We start from the raw sequence: 19056 nt of genomic DNA, 5'->3' as shown, positions 1-19056 counted from the left end.
CTAGGCGGTCAACGAGCTAGCCGGTAACCCTTAGTCTGGGCGGATAACTGTTTTCCATTCCCCAAGTGGTTCGCGTGGCTTGAAACTCAACTTCGATGAAGTATCCGCGTAAGCCTCCTAAGCCACCGCCGCTAGCTTCGTCTGGCGTAAACTCGATTCTTATGGTTTTTTCTTCGCCGCCTACAAGGTCAACCGGAATCGTTGACACTTGGAAGTCGCTGTCAAACCACAATGAAACGTCTTTCTTTACCCTGACCACGATTGAGCCCACGTATTGCTCCGTGGCTTCTATTACCACATGGGCTTCAACTTCTTCGCCTTTGTTTGCTGTCGAGACTTCCTGTTCGTTCACTAGCCAAGAGGCTTCTTTCACGAGTGGTGTCGCTCGTCCTCGTCCTGAAAGTGCGGAAAGCAACCCGAAGACAAGGAATAAGCCGACCAAGACAATGATCATTAGTATGAATATCTGTCCTCTCGATTGTTGCCGTGTTCTCAAACTGCTTATTCTCCCGATTAGTATGCGTAAAAAGTGCGGGAATTAAACGTTCTGCATACTGCGAAAGAGTCTGTCAACGCTTAAGAGCTCAAACCTTGAAATTGTTCTGGCACGGAAAACGCATGAGAAGCATTCGAACTGCGGCTTTGCGTAAGAGCGTTGAAAAGCGTTTGCTTGAGTTCATGAGTCGGGATAGGATAGGTCATTTCTACGCCGTTTATGACGTTCTGTTCTTGCCCGAGAGTACGCGGGCGTGGACAGCGTTGTCAGATGGTCGCCTCGTGGGCTACTTGATGGAGTATGACAAGCGAATATTGTACATGCGAGGCGATGTTTCGGCTGCGGTTCCGCTTTTGAGGAATTCGGATTTGTCTACAGCCTTGTTCAACATCGAGTCTCAGCATCTTTCAGCTGTCAGAAAGCTGTTCAAGGTTGCTGCGCCAGCGGACAAAATGACAGTGGGTAAGATTTCGAGTTTCACGCCTATGATGGCTGCTACAAAGAGTTTCAACCCAGTTGTGCAGCATGAGGTTAAAGAGTTGTCTAAGAAGCACGGTTACGCTCAAGCTGTGGCTGGTCTGCTTGGCACGGATGCTCAAACTGCCGTGGACTTGTTGAACGGCTACGCTTTTGGCGTTTTCCATGGCGGTAAGCTCGTGTCTTTTGCGGCTTCGCCTAACATGCTGGAGGATTTGGCTATAGTTCGCGGAGTGTTCACATCTTCTGAAGAGAGGGGTAAGGGGTATTCGAAGTCCGTGTGTTCAGTTTTGGCTGAGAGGTTGCTGCGCGAAGGTAAGGATGTTTTCTTGTATGTTTCAAAGGATAATGCCGCAGCGATAAAGGTGTACAGCACGATTGGGTTCAAGCCTACGGGTCATGTGTTTCTTTCGTTTTGGGCGCAGAGAAAAGCTGGATAAAAGACGGAGTGGCGTTAGAAAGGGCTCATTCTCTTTCTAGGAAATCTTCTGGTCTGGGCGGGTTGGGATCTAGGTTTCGGCGTTCGCGTATTTGTTTGATTACGTCTAGGATCATGCTTTCTGGAACGGGTGCCCACCTGCTGAACTGGGTTGCCCAGAAGGCTCTGCCCTGAGTGGATGAGCGCAGTTCGTCTGCTATGCCGAAGCTTTCGGCTACGGGCATCTCCGCCTTAACTATCATCATGTCGTCTTCGGTGGGCATGTCTAGAACTCGGCCTCTGCGTTTCTGCACTATGCCGAGGACGTTGCTCACGAAGGCCTGTGGCACTTTGCATTCGAAGCTGAGGAGTGGTTCAAGTAGCTTTGGGTCGCTTAGAAGGAAGCTTGCCCATATGGGTCGCCATGTCATTGGCAAGATTTGCGCTGGGCCTCGGTGCACTGGGTCTTCGTGTACTGATATGTCTTCGAGGTTGACTCTTAGGCCGTGGGCGGGTTCTTTGGCTAGGACGCTGCCGTGGACGGCTTCTCTGAAACCTGATTTTATGTGGTCTAGTACTTCTTCGACGTATTGGCGTCCTTTGATGCGGTTGACGAGCAGGTTGTTTTCTTCGACGGCTATGACGCTTTTGGCGTCGTCTGTTTCCCAGCCGAATTGGGTGCGCAGGAATTTCTGTCGGTCGTCACGGGTTTGCATTTCGCTGATTTTGCCCGTTCGGATGGCTTCGATTTCTTCTTCTGACAGCTTCTGTAGTGTGATCCAGAGTTTGCTGTGTTTGTTGGGCGATTTGCCCATTACTGCTGGTCCCTTGTAGTCGTGGCTTATGGTTTCGCGGTAGATGACTATGGGCTTGCTTGTTTTGACTTTGAGTTTGGATTCTTGCATGCGGTAGGCTGTGACTTCTAAGTGAAGTTCGCCCATGCCGCTGAGCAGGTATTCGCCGCTTTCCTTGTTGATTGTGAAGCGTAGGTTTGGGTCTTCGAGGGTGAGCTTATGGATGACTTTGTCGAAGAGTGGCAGATCTCTTACGTCAGCTGGTACGATGGCTACTGTGACAACGGGGTCAGATACGTATCGGAGTCCTTCGAAGGGCTGGGTCTCTCGGTCTTGGTCGGCTACGGTTTCGCCTACGTGCATACCGCTGATTCCGCCGATGGCGGCTATGTTGCCCGCGGGCACTTGGTCCACGATGACCCTGTCGGTGGCCATGCTCATGTAAACCTGTTGCACTTGGCCTTGTTGGCGGCTGGTTATGAGGCGGATTGGTCTACCCTTTTCTACTGTGCCGCTGAAAACTCTGCCTATGGCTATGACGCCTGCTTGCGGGTCAACTTCGATGGTGGTAATGCACATGAGTAAGGGTCCGTTTGGATCCACTTTCGCCAAGCCTATGCCAACTGGACTGTTGGGGTCGCCGGGCCAGATTTGGCTTTGTCGGAATGGCTGAGCCTCCAGTGGGTTGGGTAGGTGCTGGCAGAACATGTCGAGTATGGGTTCGGAGAGTGGGGCTTTTTTGCTTAGGGCGTCGACTTTTTTGGCTATTTCTTCGAATTCGCCCGTGTAGGCGTCGATTATGTCTTGGAATGTGACGCCTTTGGCTTTCATATGTGTGAGGTTTAAGCCCCATTTATGCAGCGCTGAGCCGAAGGCTACTCGGTCGTCTTCAACTTTCACCTGCCAGTCTTTTTTATGCTCGGGCGGCGCGTATTTTTCGATGAGACCGTTGGCGCGGGCTAGAATTTTCGCGAATTTATTCTGGATTTCCTGCGATGTGAGCCTAATTTCTTTGATGAGGCGGTCCACTTTGTTTATGTAGAGTAGTGGTTTGACGCGTTCGCGTAGTGCCTGCATCAACACGGTTTCAGTCTGAGTCATGGGTCCTTCTACGGCGTCGACTACGACTAGGGCTCCGTCTACGGCTCGTAAGCTGCGGGTGACTGCGCCGCTGAAGTCTATGTGTCCGGGGGTGTCGATGAGGTTTATGAGGTATTCTTCGCCCTTGTAATTGTGCGTCAGGCTGATGTTGCTGGCGAACACGGTCATTTGGCGTCTTTGTTCAAGTTCCCAACTGTCTAGGAAGAGTTTTTGTCCTGCGGACTGTTCGCTGATTATGCCTGCGGCTGCGAGTAAGCTGTCGCTTAGGGTGGTTTTGCCGTGGTCCACGTGTGCGATGATGCTGGTGTTACGTATGTGAACGGGGTCATTCATGAGTTTGACGATTTCATCAATTTGGCGGTAGCGTCCCACTTGGTTCTAGCCCCCTCTACTTAAAAGTTGGATTAGGTTTTGAATTCTGACGCTTCTTTTTTTATGCGTCATTGGAGGTTTTCGTCCTATGTTTCGGAAATAGGCTACATGAGGGAAACAAGCCAGACGTAAAAGGTTTTTGTATGAAGGTCGCTGCATGAAGCTCGTCTGCAGATTGTACAGCTTGCTTTTTTGGATACAGTGATTGTCTTCAACATCAGGTTTGTGTATGAGTTGGCTGAGGGGATAATGTTCTAGAAGTTTTCTTCACAACGGATTTATAGTGGATGTGGGAGAGATTTGGGATAGACTATGGAGAAGAGAGGAGGTGGAAAAGTGAGAAAGATTACGGCGTTTCTGCCAATGCTTTTAAGCCTAAGCTTGATTTTGATTCCCGCTGTCTTGGCTGCGCCTGGTTCAACTGGCTCTTCAGCGGCCAAGTTGCTAGCTATGACGCGGCGAGCGACTGACAAGTACCATGATGTGAGCGTGGCGCTCGCAGACGGGTATGTCCCAATGTCTCCATGCGATGAGATTGATGGGGCTGCAATGGGAATGCATTATGTGAACCTTGGTCTTGCATCTGACATGGTGGTCAACGAGGTGACTCCAGAAATCCTGTTGTTTGTTGACACTGATGAAGGCCCGAAGCTTGTGGGCGTGGAGTATTTTGTGGCTGCAGTTGGAACAGATGGTGCTTTTGTTGGACCTTTGTTTGATATGACTTTACCAGCGGGGTGGATATGGCTTACACCTGCTCCGACTTTGTTCGAAGTGTCCATGGATGGTCCGATGGAACCGCACGCAGCTGGAGTCATGCCTTGGCACTTTGACTTGCATGTGTGGCTTTGGCACGGCAACCCTGATGGAATGTTCGCGGAGTTCAACCCAGCTTTGAAGTGCTAGGTTTCAACATTCCTAACTTTTTTCTTTTTGTCGCAGAAAGTGGGAAGTTCTAAAAGGATTAGTTCTTTTATTATTTGTGCGTTGTTGGGTGAGGCTGATGCCAGCTGATAAGAAGATTGCTTTTGGTTGGGTTGAGGATAACAGGAAGCGTTTGATTGAAATTAGTGATAGGATTTGGGAGTTTGCTGAATTAGGTTTGGTTGAGTTTAAGTCTTCGGCTTTGTTGGCTGATGAGTTGGAGAGGCATGGGTTTAGGGTTGAACGCGGCGTGGCGGGGATGCCGACGGCGTTTGTGGCTTCGTGGGGTAATGGTAAGCCGGTTATAGTATTGTTAGGTGAATTTGATGCGTTGCCTGGTCTGTCTCAGAAAGCTGTGTCGCATGAAGAGCCTTTGGAGTCGGGGAAGCCTGGGCATGGTTGTGGGCATAATATTTATGGTGCGACTGCTTTGGCGGCGGCTGTTGCTGTCAAGAACGTAATGCGGCAGTCTGGGCTTGGTGGCACGATTAGGTTTTTTGGTTGTCCTGCTGAGGAGAATTTTGATGGCAAGGGGTTTATGGTTCGTGAAGGCTGCTTCGATGGAGTTGATGCGGTTTTGGGTCATCATCCGAGCAGTATGAATGCGGCTTCTTTGCGAAGTAGTCTTAGTATTGTGTCGGCTAAGTTTCATTTTTATGGTAGGGCGGCTCATGCTGGTGGCGCGCCTGAGCAGGGTCGTAGCGCGTTGGATGCGGTGGAGCTGATGAATGTTGGAGTCAATTATCTGCGTGAGCATGTGATTCAGGATGCGCGGATTCATTATGTTGTGGAGAAGGGTGGGACTCAGCCGAATATTGTGCCGCCTTATGCGCGAAGCTGGTATTACGTTAGGGCTCCTGAACGCCATGAAGTGGAGTGGATTTATGATTGGATCGTGGACATTGCGAAGGGCGCGGCGTTGATGACTCGGACGGAGTTGAAGACTGAGTTTGTGGGCGGCATTTACAATTTGGTTCCTAACAGGGCAATTGCTGAGTTAGTGGTGAAGAACATGCGTGAAATCGGCTTGCCCAAGCATAGCGGGGAAGAGTTGAAGTTCGGTGAGGAGATTGCCAAATCGATTCCTCGTGAAGGTAAGGTGGCGCTGTTGAAGAATACTAAGCGTCCAGGTTGGGAGCGATTGGTGGACAGGTTGTTGGATGATGAGGTTCCTGATCCTTGGGGCGACGGCGAGTTCATGCATGGCAGTACGGATGTGGGGGATGTGAGTTGGCAGGTGCCTACGGTGGAGTTTGGGACTGCCGCTTGGGTTTTGGGTACGCCTGGGCATTCGTGGCAGAATGTGGCTCAGAGCAGGGTTGGGTTGGGGCATAAGTCTTTGATTTTTGCGGCTAAGGTGATGGCTGCCACGACGCTTGACCTGTTAACTGATGAAAAGGTTCTGCGAAAGGCGAAGAAGGAGCATCAGCAGAGAATAGGTGGTAAGAAGTACAAGTCGCCGTTACCAGCAGACCATAAGCCTCCACTGGACACATGGGAGAAATAAACCAAAACTAAGGGCAAGTTGGATTCGTTACGGCTTGGAGAATTCTTTCAGGCATCCCTGTGAGAAGAAAGAACGATTTCAAAGAGCCAGCAGAGCGTTCTTCGATTCCGTGAAATGATTGAATCAGGGTGTCGCCTCCCACAGAGCTTGGGCCTTCGGGTTTTGTGGTTTCTATTCCAATGCATTTGCTCAAATCGCAGCCTGAAAGCAATGTGTAGTTTAATGCCGCATGTCTTTTTCTTGGTTTCAAAGTATCTACTGAAGTCGGTTATGGTTATACGAACCATCTCATCGAAGCAACCGGGGAAAGCTTATGTATTACAATGTATTCTACTATCAATGGTGAAAAAATGCAGGAGAAAAGCACAGTTGTCACCGTTCGTCTTTCCAGCCGAGATTTGGAAAGGGTAGAAGCAGTGAGAACCCTTGAAAATGTTGACCGCTCAACCTTGCTTAAAGAGTTTATCGAAGACGGATTGCGCCGAAGAATTATTCACCTATACCAAAAGGGTATCTTAACCGTTGGACGTGCAGCAGAAATATTGGAAGTACCTTTACGGCAATTCCTTGAAATGTTAGAGATGAATGGCGTCCCAGTCAACTGGGATTCAGAAAGCGTCAAGGAATACCTAAAGGCGAGATACGGAGAATAGACGTTGCCCAAGGTGGTGGCTGACGCCGGCACGCTGATTCATCTAGCCCAAATAAACAAGCTACACCTTCTCAAGAAACTTTTCAACCAAATACTAATCACACCAAAAGTTAAGAGAGAAGCATTTAACGAAGGAATGAGACTCGGTCACGCAGACGCCCAAATCATAGGAAAAGCCATAGAACAAGGCTGGATCATAGTAAGAGCAACTCCAAAAAGTGTAATCTCAACCGGTAAAAAGCTGGCAAAGGGCGAAAACATATCTCAAACAGACGCGGAAACCGTCCTCCAGGCAAAAGAAAACGCGGCAGAAATATTAGTTGATGAAAAAGCCCTCTCAGACCTTGCAAAAATGTTTGGGCTCAAAACTTGGAACACTTGGACAATACTGTTAGAGAGCCTCAGAAGAGGATTCATCCAAATATTCGATATAGAAGATGCAATAGCAGAACTCGGCCACAAAAGACACAAACTGAAGGAAAAACAGGCGAAAGAAATACTAAACGCAGCCAAACTCATAGCCTCTCGCAGACCCGAAAAACATTCTTGAACTCATCAAGAAGCGTCATGTGCATTATAGGATATTGAGAAGAAAGCGGTTGCAACATGCCTACGCTTCTCAACATCAAACACAATCAGAAAACAGCTCTACCACTATTTGCTTCCAAACGGTTATGTAGAACGAGTCAGCAGAGGCGTATACAAAATCACCAACAAAGGAGAAAAACTCTTGGAGATTCTGAGTTAAGACAAGCATGATGGAACTAAAATAATATAAAAAAATTGGAGTTTATGGGTTTTCTTTGACTACCCATATGCGGACTCGCACGTAGTTCCAGTAGGGGTCGATTTTGCCTCTGTACAGGGTCAAAGTGTCAGCCGTGTAATCAACTATGCCCAAACCGACCATGTTCTCTGTTAGTCCAAACGCATCGGTCTTCACCAGCCAGAAATTGCTGTACGTAGGGGTGCCAACACCATAAGAGTAGGTGTAGCCAGCCAAGGCGTATCCTCCATCGCTTGTCTGAACCACAGAAAGGGCTTCGTCTTCATATGGTCCTTCGTATGTTTTGTTCCACTGTGCGTTACCAGAACCATCAGTCTTAACCAACCAGAAATTAGTGTAGATGGGTGTGCCATCACCATAGGAGTAAGTAGCGCCTGCTAAGGCGTATCCTCCGTCTCCCGTCTGAACCATAGACGCGGCAGAGTCATGGTTTGCTCCTCCATACGTTTTGTTCCACTGCACAGTTCCAGCCGAATCAGTCTTAACCAACCCGAAATCAGAGCCGCCAGCACCATACGAGTTGGTGGAGCCTGCTAAGGCGTATCCTCCATCATCAGTCTGAACCACAGAACTGGCACCGTCACTGCTTATTCCTTCGTATGTTTTGTTCCATCCTGGTGTGTAGCCTGTTCCGTCAAAGTGCCTTTGGTGCCACGATGGGTCGTTTTGCACAGTTCTTCCATAGATGCTTGGCAGAAAGCCTCCTGTCAGGTTCAAGTTGTGAGTTATGGTAATGTTTTGTCCCTGCTTGTCGCTGATGTCTATCCAGCCGCTGTCGTATTCCTGAGCCATAGGCCAGCTGAGAGGAGTACCCGAAGTGCCGTACACTTGAGCCAACGCTTGCAGGTCATACACGTCGATTAGACCGTCACCGTTATAGTCCAGCCAAGGGTTGTAACTGCCAGCCTGCTGACCCGACAACGGAGCCAACGCAACCATCATCAAAGACAAAGCAAACAAAAATGCCACCGCAAACTGCTTCCTATTCATATACATCGTTTCCCCTCTCAAAGAGACTACAATAATAATTATCATAACAATGCGATAAAACCCTTTTGGAAAACACCTCTATACAAAATCCCTGTCAAAAATGCATTCAAGCTTATCCGACATGGCTTTTCCAACACGGTTTTTTCCGCCAAAATAGGTTAAATCTGGCTTCTTTCACGTTTTCCTTTTGGAGCCAGAGCCACCAGTGGCAAGCGTTTCCGTTGATGATGTTCGTGACGTAATTAATGTTGGCTCAGCTGAGGTTCCAGACGCTAAGGTTTTGAAGATGATTAAGCGTGCTGAGGTTACGCTTGAGCTTGAAACAGGCAAAGAAATCGACTATGACAAGTGTTCTAATGTTGACAAGTCTAGCGTGTGCACACGACTAGCTTCGATTTATCCCAAAGTAAATTCTCTTTTGGTTTTTCCGTTGTTCTCTATCTTCAGCAGTTGTATTTCGCCTACTCGCTTGTATTCTTAACGTGTGGTCCTCCATCCCCCCACAAATCAACACCAAAAATCTCGCAGTCGAGGATAAACTAATTTATAGTATTGTCCCCTTACCTATTATTGGTGGTTGCTCTTGCAGAGAGCCTCACTGCTCATAAAGAAATACGACAAACTGATCAGCCAATATCCTGGAAGATGGGTCGCCGTCTCCAACAATAAGGTAATTGCTGATTCTGAAAGTATCGAAGAACTGACCCAAAAAAAAAGGCAACTAAATGATGTTCTGGTCGCCTATTCACCGACCCCTTCTGAGAAGAAAATCGGCTATCTCCTCTAACGAGGATGGCTGCTTGAAACGCAATGTATTCAAAACCATCATAGACCAAGATGGTACGTAAGACTCCCGATCAGAGTTCATGGACCGCGTGAAAGAAGCATAAAACTCATAGGAATAGTGGACACAGCCTCAAGCTACACTATAATCCCGCCATTCGCCTGCCAACTCCTGAACCTACCACAATTCCCCAAACAACCTCCAGAAATCACAGTGCTCACAGGAAGCGGTTACATGCGAGCACCACTCAAAAAAGCAGCCCGAATCGAAATACTCGGCAGTCAAATCCGAAAAAGAAACCTACCCGTCCTATGCCACCAAATACCGAGAGGCGTAACTATCCTCGTTCACACGTTCCTCGAAAACTGCAAAGCAACTTTCAACTGGAAACAGAAAACGTTCACACCAGAAGAATAACAATAAGTACGAACTTCCTACTTCACGTTGAAGTAAAGCCTTCTCTGATTCTTACCCTTATTCTCAATCTTCGACAGAGCGACTTCACCAATCTCCTGAGTGTTCCTGACATGCGGTCCTCCATCAGCCTGCAGATCAATGCCTGGAATCTCCACTATGCGTAGTTCTCGTTCTTCAGGCGGCATACGCTCAGCCAACTTCACCACGCCGGGCACCTTCAACGCTTCCTCTCGACTCAAGAAGTAAACCTTCAACTCCACATTTCTCGCTGCTTCTTGGTTCGCTTTCTTAACCGCGTCCTCAAACACTTCCCGATCCGTACGAGGCAAGTTGAAATCCAACTTAGCCTGATCCACATCCACCTGCCCACCCGTAATCAAAGCGCTGTAATCCCGGTACATGACAGCCGCAATCAAATGCGCCGCCGTATGCAACCGCATCAAGCAGTACCGCCGATCCCAATCAATCACACCCTTAACCACATCACCCTGACAAAGACCTCTTGCATCACCCTCAACCACATGACTAACTACCTTAGTTGCCCTGTCAATCTCAACTCGCACAACACGAAATCTTGCATCGCCTTTAGCCAGCCAACCCAAGTCACAGCCCACACCGCCAGTTAACGGATGAAAAGCCGACTGATCCAAAACCACCATGTTCCCGCTTACTTGTTCAACTTTAGCCTCAAACTCCCGAACGTAACTGTCATACAAATACAGCAACTTCGTCGCCAAACAGGTTCACCTTCAATAATTATCTTTATGCACGAACAATAATCATCAATCCAGATAATTACTTTCCCTCAGAGCCGTCAATTCATAAACCATAAGATAGAGACCCAGCATTCAATACGCCTAGCGAATCCACATGACACGACCACAATCACTTGACCTTCTATGCGAAATACCATGCTACAAATGCATCATACTGGAACCCACACGCGCACCCGCAGAAAACTGCAACCCAAACCAATGCCAAGCCTTAACCGATTGGGTCATGAGCGAAGCCAAAAAACACCCACAGCAATCACAGGAAAAACCCACAGTCATAGCCACACCAAGAACCCATCGATAAACCACAACTTCCCAGCAAAAAAGAAGAAAAAGCGCCAATCAAGCAGCAAGCAACATACTGTTCTACATTCTCAAGCCGTTGTTCTAAAACATGGCATTAAGAGCCACCGCACTCTCAGTAACACATTGAAAATGGATGAAGCCTCAACCACGCCTAAACAAGAAATGGGCACTAGTCTACGCTACAGCAATCATAGCGTTAGTCGTCTCCACATACTACCTCACACTGCCGCGCGACACAAAACTGCGACTCTTCTGCGCCATGGACGACGCCCACATAGCCACAGACCCACCAACATGGAACCCCGGATACTGGCGCACGCCATACACGGACTACGTAAACGGCTACTGGACCACCCCCAACACAAGCACAAAGCTAACAGTGATCACCATATGGGAGATGATTGATGGAGGCACATGGGTCTACTACGACAACGATCAAAACATATTCTGGATCACAGTTCAGAATGGACCCATGAAAAGTACCACATACGGACCGTACCAAGGAATCCTATGGACACTCACCAGCCTCATACACCCACTCGCATTAACAGGCATCACACTATCCATAATAGCCCTAATCTACCAACCCATACGCAAACTCTGGACAAAAACCCACAGAACCGCAACCGCAGCTTCCCAACCCAACATTGAAGTAGTAGTCAACAAACACGTGGCACAGACTACTACTTCTAAACCTACTCCACCACCAACATCCAAGAAGTTGTTGTGGCAAACCCTTCAACGTCAACAACAACTTCACACAGCCACACACACATGCAGAACGTCGGTATTATTACTTGTTCTAAGCGGAAGTTAATAACATCTGAAACAGAAACTGCTACAAACAGTCTACGTTTGCATGTTCAACAACAACTGTCCACGCCTCGCCCGCATCAACAACGCCAGCATGAAAGATGTTGGCGCAGAAACTGCTCTAAACCTTATCCTCTGGAGCCTCTTCGCCGCCCTCTTGCGCGTCTTCAATGCCTTTCTGCGTAATCTTAAACCGAACCTTACCCTCAGGCAAAGACGGAGAATCAAGAATCGAAGCAATACGCGTACCTTTACCACCCTTCCTCAGATAAACCCGATGCGTACAGGCATGAGCCATCACGTTGCCACCAGCCGGCTTATTCGGATCACCAAAAAACGCCGTAGGATTAGCCTGAACCTGATTCGTAACCACCACAGATAAGTTGAAGGCTTCCGTCAACCGCAGCAACTTGTGCAACTGGCTGTTCAACTCCTGCTGGCGTTCTGAAAGATGCTCCCTACCCATGTACTCGCCCCTGAAATGACTAATCATCGAATCCACAACCACCAGCTTCACGTTATTCTCAGGGCAAAACTTGGGCAAATGCTCAATCAGCAACGCCTGATGACTACTATTATACGCCCGAGCCAAAAAGATGTTACCCAAAGTCTCATGAGGGTCAAGACCCAACGCATTGGCGATTTCAAAAACCCGCTCCGGAATAAAAGTCCCCTCAGTATCAATATAAACCGCTTTTCCGCCCAGTCCACCCTTCTCAGGAGGAAGCTGACACACAATCGAAAACATCAAACACGCCTGCGTCTTACCCGAACCAAACTCACCAATAAACTCAGTTAACGCCTGAGTCTCAATGCCCCCGCCCAAAAGCTTGTTCAAATTCTTAGAACCCGTGGAACACTTGCACATGCCCTGCCTCTTCTTCCACAACTCCTCCGCCGTAACGAAATCAGAGAAAACCAGCTTCCTAGCAGAGTCAACAATGTTAAGCACAGTGTTAAAACCGATTCCAGTCTTCTCAGCAATCTCCTTAGGTGGAATAACCGCAACCGCCTCAACAGTCGTAATCCCAGCAGAACGAAGCTTACCCGCTGTAGCAGAGCCAACGCCCTCAAGCTTCTCCAACTCGAAACTCTCCATGCAAACCACACATCCACTTACTTTTGGTAACGCTCTGCACAATCAGTAATAAAGCAACTTGTCCAGCGCACAACAACCCAAGCAGAGAGACACGAGTGAAAATAAACCCGAAGGATCACAAAAGAGAATGCCCAATGCATGCACACGACGCAACATCTCCTTTTTCATCGAGCAGAGCATGCGCTAAAGAGTACATCAAACGTGTCTATAACATCAAAAAGATAATTCTTGAGTTAATTGTGTTTTCAGTATCTTCTTCTTTGATAGTCGTCTCTTCGTCTGTCGCCGTACCCGCCTCGTCTTCCTCCGTAGCCGCCTCCACCACCGCCGTATCCTCCGCCGAAGCGTCTTTCTTGTTCATACTGCTTGCTGCTGAGATTGTTCTCACTGTTCACTTCTGCTATTTTGGGTTCTGCGACGACTTCGAAGCTTCCATAACGACCTATGTTTAACCTAATGTTGCCTCTGAACAAATTCACATAGCCGTTCTTGATACTGAGAACGTCGCCTTCCTTGGCCTTATCTATGTTGTCATCCCAAAGATTCAGGTAAACACAACCGGTTTCGTCCCCAACCAACACATCCACAACTCTATGCGCCGTGTAATCGCGCCCACTCGTGGTGCTTCGCACCTCACCCTTAGATACAACCTTTGCGACTACGTTCACCGCCTTGGAATTCGGCGTCAACTCGCTAATCTTAACATCAACAGGTTGAGGTCGGGGTCTTTCAACAAAGTCTTCACTCAAACTACACACACGCTCGCTAAAGAGAAACATTCGAGCCTAACATAAGCGTTGTGGTGGAACGCCAAGAAAGAATGCGCGCGGCAAGTTAGTATCTGTTCCATTTGACTACCTCTGCAAGATTTCTTTTCGGAACATGTAATACTCTGTTCTTGTCAAGCCAGTATTTTATGTCGCCATCCTTCACCTTGTCGGCCACTGGGTTTTCTGCTGGATACCCGAGAGCAACTACTAGAACTATATCGAGACCATCCGGCACCTTCAAAATCCCCTTCAATTTCACTCTATTAACAGCGCCGAGAATACACGATCCTAGACCCTCGTCGTACGCAACCATAGAAATGCTCATTGCAGCGATGCCTGCATCATGACCTGAGTTCTCAAGAATACTTCTGTCCAGGATTATAACAATGTAAGCCCTCGGCATCTCATGTTCGCTAGGTTGATAATCTGGTAGATAAGCAGCCCACCTCAACGTGCTGAATACTTCTCTTATCAACTCCTGATCGTTAACTATGATATATTTCAACGGTTGACGGTTGGCTCCTGAAGGGGAAAGTCTCGCAGCGTCCACGCATCTTAGCAAGACTTCTTGAGCGACATCCTTCTGCGCATATTTTCTAATCGTTCTCCGGTTCTTTATCTTCTCATAGATCATACCATCAAATCCATTTTTCGAGCGCTTTCTAACCACTGAACAAAGGAATCTCAAGTTCATAAAATCTTGCGCGCGCATCATTTAACGTCAACATTCACAAGCAGTGGCCAATCATCAACACGCACACCTCAAAACCGCACACGTCGCAAACATTCAAGAAGTTATTATTACTGTTTCCAAGCGGAAGTTAATAACATCTGAACAGAAAGTAGAAGAAGGTATAAGGGGCTTATCCCCTTCTTCTTCTAAAATTTCTATTCCCGCAGAGCCACCAACATCCGAGCCAACATGCCAAACGTCACGCTAACCAACATGAAACTTCACGCTAAACAACATAGAAAAACACGCTAAACCAACGAAAACAGAACCCAAAACACCATACAGAATCAGCAACAGCGTCCAACGCACAAACTGATGCCGAGCTTTTCACACCAAAAAAAATTTCTCCGCACCCATACTAATAGACCCCTACAGACAGGAAACACGCCTATGCCACGATTCAAGCAGACCACAGACATACTACGCCTCATGAGCCACAAACAAAACATACGCAACATAGGCATCATAGCCCACATAGACCACGGCAAAACCACCATGACCGACAGCCTACTAGCCGAAGCCGGCTTACTCTCACCAAAAATAGCAGGAACCGCCCGAGCCCTAGACTACCTAGAGGAAGAACAAAAAAGAGGCATAACAATCAAAACCGCCAACATAAGCCTACTGCATGAGGAACCGGGCACAGCCTACGTAATCAACCTAATCGACACACCCGGACACGTAGACTTCACAGGCAAAGTAACCCGAGCACTAAGAGCCACCGACGGAGCCATCATAGTCGTAGACGCAGTCGAAGAAATAATGGTCCAAACAGAAACCGTAACCAGACAAGCACTAAACGAACGAGTCCGCCCAGTGCTCTACATAAACAAAATAGACCGCCTAATCAAAGAACTCCGACTCACAACAACCGACATACAAAAAAAACTAACACACATAATAAACGACTTCAACAACCTCATCACACTCTACGCAGAACCAGAACACCAAGAAAAATGGAAAGTAGACCCAGCGAAAGACACAGTAGCCTTCGGCTCAGCCCTGCACAAATGGGGCTTCACACTAGGCATAGCACAACAAAAAAACATCAAATTCAACGACATAATCAACGCCTACCAAAAAAACACAGTCGAACAACTCGCTGAAACCATACCATTACACAACGCCATATTGAACATGGTAGTCAACCACCTACCAAACCCAATCACAGCACAGCAGTATCGCTTACCAAAAATCTGGACAGGCAACCTAGACACAGAAATAGGACAAGCCATGCTCAACTGCACAGACACAGGACCCACAGTCATGTGCGTAACTATGACACAGACGGATCCACACGCAGGCTTAATAGCTACAGGACGACTCTTCTCAGGCAAGGTCACAGCAGGCAACGAGATCTACCTAGTCGAAGCCAAAAAAAACCACCGCGTACAACAAGTCTCAATGTACATGGGCGCAATACGCGAAATCGTTGACCAAATCAACGCAGGCAACATAGCTGCACTCCTAGGCATAGAGCAAGCCAGAACAGGCGAAACCCTAGTCGACAACAGCCACAAAGACACAATGATACCCTTCGAACACATCCGATACATCTCCGAACCCGTAATCACCATAGCCCTAGAACCCACCCACCCCAAAGACCTACCCCGCCTAACCGAAGCCATGCAACGCCTCACCATCGAAGACCCAAACCTCACAGCAACCATAAGCAAAGAAACCGGCGAATACTTACTCAGCGGCATAGGCGAACTCCACCTCGAAATAGCCACAAAATTCCTACGAGACTACGCAGGCGGCGACCTCGAAATCATCACAGGCAAACCCATAGTAGTCTACCGCGAAAGCGTCACAGCAAAAGGCATAGCAGCCCAAGCCAAAAGCCCCAACAAACTCAACAAACTCATCATACAAGTCCAACCATTGGAAGACAACGTAATCGAACTCATCGAAAAAAGCGAACTTACAGAAGACACCAACCCACGACAAATCTCAACCACACTCCAGAAAAAAGCAAACTGGACAACAGCTGAAGCAGAAAACGTCTGGGCAATTGAACAGCACAAGAACATCCTCGTAAACGAAGCCAAAAGCATCCAATTTACACACGAAACGCGAGACACGATAATATCAGGCTTCAAATGGGCTTGCCAAAACGGACCCTTATGCGAAGAACCCATCCGAGGCATAAAAGCAAAACTAATAGACGCCCAACTGCACGAAGACCCAGCTCACCATGGTCCAGCCCAACTCGTGCCAGCAACCCGAAGAGCCATACTAGGATCGTTTCTAACAGCCAAAGCCTCACTAGTCGAACCCATATTCAAAATCAACATCACAGCGCCGACGCAGTGGGTAGGCCAAGTCAGCAGCATAATAACCAGACAAAAAGGCAGAATTACAGCGTCAGAGCAGAAAGGCCCAATAAACAACATAGTAGGCTATATACCTGTACGCCAAACCTTCGGTTTAGCCGCCGAAATGCGTTCAGCCACGTCAGGCCACGCGTTCTGGCAATCAACCCTCGACCACTGGGAAAAAATCCCTGCTAGCACCGCCCATGTAATCATACGGGAAATAAGGAAGAGGCGTGGACTTCCGCCTGAAATTCCTGTGGCCAGCAAATTCATAGACGAACCGTAACTGCCTTTAGCATTTTGCTGCTTTAGGCATGGAAACTCATATAAAGTCTGGAGGTCAACTGAAAATCAAACTGCACTTTATCTGAGACTTGCGAGGTATGTGGGCATGATGACGGTGAGCGAAGCGAAAAAGTACTTTGCCGAATTGCTTGGCACATTTGTCCTCGTTCTCTTGGGCTGCGGAAGCGCCGTGTTGGCTGGCAGATACATAGGTTTTGTGGGAATCTCGTTTGCTTTTGGACTTTCGGTGTTGGCTATGGCCTATGCGATCGGAGGAATTTCGGGATGCCACATTAATCCAGCTGTGTCTATTTCGATGTTAGCCGCGGGTAAAATGAAGGCGAAAGACACTGCAATCTACATAGCTATGCAGTGTGTGGGCGCATTAGTTGCAGCTGGGGTCTTGTACGTGATCGCGCTTGGCATGCCGGGATACACCCTAGCCACTGGCGGTCTGGGTCAGAACGGATACGATGCGGCTTCGCCGGGCCGATTCTCCATGCGCTCAGCTTTCATTGCCGAGGTAGTGCTCACGTTTATTTTCCTACTTGTTATCTTGGGGTCTACCAGCGAGAAGGCGCCTAAGGACTTCGCTGGAATCTCAATCGGGCTAAGCCTAGTCCTCATCCACTTAGTTGGGATTCCTGTGACGGGCACATCGGTGAACCCTGCGAGAAGCTTGGGTCCAGCATTGATTGCAGGTGGCACAGCCTTGAGTCAATTGTGGCTGTTTTGGGTTGCGCCTATTCTTGGTGGACTATTAGCAGCGGCTGTCTGGCGTCTCATGGTCAACGGACAGAAATCGGCTTAGCGTTGATGTTGGCAGTATTCGGCGCCGTCGCATGTGGCTGTGTTTAGCTGTGGAAAGCCTTCCCTGCATGTTCCAAAGGTCATTCCTGCCTGCGTTGTTTGCTCCCTGATGCCTTTCAGTATGTTGTATCGGAGTTTTGCTGGTAGGTATCGGTATCCGCCCATTTTTTCGCCTCTTTTGAAGTAGAGTGGTGCCAGCTGTTGGGCGGTTGGGGGGAAGACTTGCCTGAAGCGTTTCCAGTTGTCCTGTTTGATTTTGTAGGTTGAGCTTGTTACGTGTTTGACGCCTAGTGTAGCGAGTGTTTTGATGAGGTCTGCTGAATTGTCGTTTAGGGAGGGTATGATTGGGTCTATTCTGACGCATACGGGGATGCCTCTCTGGGTTAAGGTTTCTATTGCTCGCATTCTTTGTGAGGGTGGTGGTGCGTTGGGTTCGAGTTGTTTGGCTAAGGCGTCATTGTCCGTGGTTATGGTGAAGGCTACTGCTGATTGGGTTTTTTGTAGGATGTCTGTGTCTCTTGTGACTAGGTTTGATTTGGTTATGATTTGGATGCGGCAGTTTTGGTTTGATAAGGTTTTGAGGCATTGGCGGGTTAGTTGTAGGGTTTTTTCTATTGTTGGGTAGGGGTCGCTGGAGTTGGCGATGGAGATGAGTTGCCCGTTGAGTCGTTGGGCTTCCGTTTTGAGTCGTTTCAGTAGGTCTGTTTTGGGTCGGCAGTTGTAGAAGTGTGGGACGTAGCTGGTGGCGTAGCAGTAGATGCATTTGTGGTCGCAGCCTGTGTATGGGTTGAAGGTTAGTTTGTTGAGGCAGGTGCAGAGCGGTGAGCGCCATGGGTCGAAGGGTCTGAGTAGCGTCATCGTATGGTGGCTGTGTGTTGTGTCGGATTTAAGTGTTGTTTGTATGCGGAAGTCAGGGAGGAGAGGGTTAGTATGAGCGTTGAAAATTTTTTTGCGGTGAAAGTTCTGCTTTTCAGTTTGTTTCTTGGGGACTGTTCGGGTTTCTGAATGGTGTTTCTGAGGCTGTTGACTCGTGTTTTATGGTGACTTTCAATGTTGCTAAAAGGCACCATTAATGTTGCCAATCGTGACGTTTGCCTATGTTGATGGGCGCTGTGCGGGAAGAGAGATTTCACAAGAAGAAGGCGGTATGCCCCTTATGCCTTCTTCAACCAGTTTATGCTGAAGCTATGTGCACCTTGTCGTAACAGCTGTTCCAGATGACGACATCATTCAGAATGTTGGAGGCTGCGGGAAGGCTTGGACAGTTGTGGTTGAACATGGAAGCGCAGACTGTTTGTGGCTGTTTTTGTTTCAGATGTTATTAATTTGGGCTTAGAACAGGTTATAATACCGAGCTGGCTTTGCTCAGAAGTAGTCGTCAGCGCCGCGTGTACGTTGACTACTACTTCTATGTTGGGTTGGAAAGCTGC

Annotated in this window: 21 protein-coding genes; 12 read left to right on the top strand and 9 right to left on the bottom strand. The window is 48.2% G+C overall.

The features are described 5' to 3' along the window. Positions 1-16: 16 nt before the first annotated feature. Positions 17-496 carry a hypothetical protein gene (locus VJ249_03265; GenBank protein ID HKZ93587.1) on the bottom strand — a complete coding sequence of 160 codons (480 nt, stop codon included), beginning with the start codon at positions 494-496 and terminating at the stop codon, positions 17-19. A gap of 95 nt (positions 497-591) precedes the next feature. On the opposite strand from VJ249_03265, the gene VJ249_03260 reads away from it, so the two are divergent. Then, positions 592-1413: a GNAT family N-acetyltransferase gene (locus VJ249_03260; protein ID HKZ93586.1), complete on the top strand. Its 822-nt coding sequence runs from the start codon at positions 592-594 to the stop codon at positions 1411-1413. A 25-nt stretch (positions 1414-1438) separates the two neighbouring features. Here the strand turns inward: VJ249_03260 and VJ249_03255 are convergent, their stop codons facing one another. After that, on the bottom strand, positions 1439-3658 hold the full coding sequence (locus VJ249_03255; GenBank protein ID HKZ93585.1) for an elongation factor EF-2: 2220 nt from the start codon (positions 3656-3658) through the stop codon (positions 1439-1441). A gap of 336 nt (positions 3659-3994) precedes the next feature. Here VJ249_03255 and VJ249_03250 point away from each other — a divergent pair, with 336 nt between their 5' ends. After that, a complete protein-coding gene (locus VJ249_03250) occupies positions 3995-4564 on the top strand; it encodes a hypothetical protein (protein ID HKZ93584.1) in 570 nt (189 codons plus the stop codon). A gap of 97 nt (positions 4565-4661) precedes the next feature. Then, entirely contained in the window at positions 4662-6089 is a 1428-nt protein-coding gene (locus tag VJ249_03245) for an amidohydrolase (protein ID HKZ93583.1), read from the top strand. Positions 6090-6096: 7 nt separating this feature from the next. Here the strand turns inward: VJ249_03245 and VJ249_03240 are convergent, their stop codons facing one another. Next, positions 6097-6339, bottom strand: coding sequence for a hypothetical protein (locus VJ249_03240; GenBank protein HKZ93582.1), 243 nt, complete (start codon positions 6337-6339; stop codon positions 6097-6099). A gap of 100 nt (positions 6340-6439) precedes the next feature. Between VJ249_03240 and VJ249_03235 the strand changes: the two genes are divergently transcribed. After that, positions 6440-6742 (top strand): UPF0175 family protein, encoded by a 303-nt coding sequence (locus VJ249_03235; protein ID HKZ93581.1) that lies wholly within the window; start codon positions 6440-6442, stop codon positions 6740-6742. A gap of 3 nt (positions 6743-6745) precedes the next feature. Further along, positions 6746-7291 carry a hypothetical protein gene (locus VJ249_03230; GenBank protein HKZ93580.1) on the top strand — a complete coding sequence of 182 codons (546 nt, stop codon included), beginning with the start codon at positions 6746-6748 and terminating at the stop codon, positions 7289-7291. A 240-nt stretch (positions 7292-7531) separates the two neighbouring features. On the opposite strand, the gene VJ249_03225 is transcribed toward VJ249_03230, so the two are convergent. Continuing rightward, on the bottom strand, positions 7532-8518 hold the full coding sequence (locus tag VJ249_03225) for a hypothetical protein (protein HKZ93579.1): 987 nt from the start codon (positions 8516-8518) through the stop codon (positions 7532-7534). Positions 8519-8723: 205 nt separating this feature from the next. Between VJ249_03225 and VJ249_03220 the strand changes: the two genes are divergently transcribed. The 3 genes from VJ249_03220 (at position 8724) to VJ249_03210 (ending at position 9719) form a co-directional block, all read left to right on the top strand. Next, positions 8724-8999 carry a hypothetical protein gene (locus VJ249_03220; protein ID HKZ93578.1) on the top strand — a complete coding sequence of 92 codons (276 nt, stop codon included), beginning with the start codon at positions 8724-8726 and terminating at the stop codon, positions 8997-8999. Between the two features lie 102 nt (positions 9000-9101). Then, positions 9102-9305, top strand: coding sequence for a DUF5678 domain-containing protein (locus VJ249_03215; protein ID HKZ93577.1), 204 nt, complete (start codon positions 9102-9104; stop codon positions 9303-9305). Between the two features lie 117 nt (positions 9306-9422). Then, a complete protein-coding gene (locus tag VJ249_03210; GenBank protein ID HKZ93576.1) occupies positions 9423-9719 on the top strand; it encodes a hypothetical protein in 297 nt (98 codons plus the stop codon). 17 nt (positions 9720-9736) lie between these two features. On the opposite strand, the gene alaXM is transcribed toward VJ249_03210, so the two are convergent. Next, a complete protein-coding gene (gene alaXM / locus VJ249_03205) occupies positions 9737-10456 on the bottom strand; it encodes an alanyl-tRNA editing protein AlaXM (GenBank protein ID HKZ93575.1) in 720 nt (239 codons plus the stop codon). Between the two features lie 133 nt (positions 10457-10589). On the opposite strand from alaXM, the gene VJ249_03200 reads away from it, so the two are divergent. After that, a complete protein-coding gene (locus VJ249_03200; GenBank protein HKZ93574.1) occupies positions 10590-10796 on the top strand; it encodes a hypothetical protein in 207 nt (68 codons plus the stop codon). Positions 10797-10931: 135 nt separating this feature from the next. After that, positions 10932-11615, top strand: coding sequence for a hypothetical protein (locus VJ249_03195; GenBank protein HKZ93573.1), 684 nt, complete (start codon positions 10932-10934; stop codon positions 11613-11615). A gap of 117 nt (positions 11616-11732) precedes the next feature. On the opposite strand, the gene radA is transcribed toward VJ249_03195, so the two are convergent. From radA to VJ249_03180, 3 genes are all read right to left on the bottom strand, one after another. Next, complete coding sequence (gene radA / locus VJ249_03190) at positions 11733-12695, bottom strand: DNA repair and recombination protein RadA (GenBank protein HKZ93572.1); 963 nt, start codon at positions 12693-12695, stop codon at positions 11733-11735. 260 nt (positions 12696-12955) lie between these two features. Continuing rightward, positions 12956-13459 carry a hypothetical protein gene (locus VJ249_03185; GenBank protein ID HKZ93571.1) on the bottom strand — a complete coding sequence of 168 codons (504 nt, stop codon included), beginning with the start codon at positions 13457-13459 and terminating at the stop codon, positions 12956-12958. Positions 13460-13544: 85 nt separating this feature from the next. Next, positions 13545-14114, bottom strand: a complete 570-nt coding sequence (locus VJ249_03180) for a nitroreductase family protein (GenBank protein HKZ93570.1) — start codon at positions 14112-14114, stop codon at positions 13545-13547. A 489-nt stretch (positions 14115-14603) separates the two neighbouring features. On the opposite strand from VJ249_03180, the gene VJ249_03175 reads away from it, so the two are divergent. Next, positions 14604-16817 (top strand): elongation factor EF-2, encoded by a 2214-nt coding sequence (locus VJ249_03175; protein ID HKZ93569.1) that lies wholly within the window; start codon positions 14604-14606, stop codon positions 16815-16817. A 105-nt stretch (positions 16818-16922) separates the two neighbouring features. After that, the gene (aqpZ, locus tag VJ249_03170; GenBank protein HKZ93568.1) at positions 16923-17627 is read left to right on the top strand and encodes an aquaporin Z; all 705 of its coding nucleotides are present in this window, start codon (positions 16923-16925) and stop codon (positions 17625-17627) included. On the opposite strand, the gene VJ249_03165 is transcribed toward aqpZ, so the two are convergent. Beyond that, on the bottom strand, positions 17624-18484 hold the full coding sequence (locus tag VJ249_03165; protein ID HKZ93567.1) for a radical SAM protein: 861 nt from the start codon (positions 18482-18484) through the stop codon (positions 17624-17626). The two genes, aqpZ and VJ249_03165, sit on opposite strands and share 4 nt — an antisense overlap. Between the last annotated feature and the right edge of the window lie 572 nt (positions 18485-19056).

The organism is Candidatus Bathyarchaeia archaeon (assembly GCA_035283685.1).
Lineage (GTDB): Archaea > Thermoproteota > Bathyarchaeia > Bathyarchaeales > Bathyarchaeaceae > DATETJ01.
The sequence above is the reverse complement of the archived record's forward strand: the minus strand, read 5'-3'. Positions and strand labels throughout refer to the sequence as shown.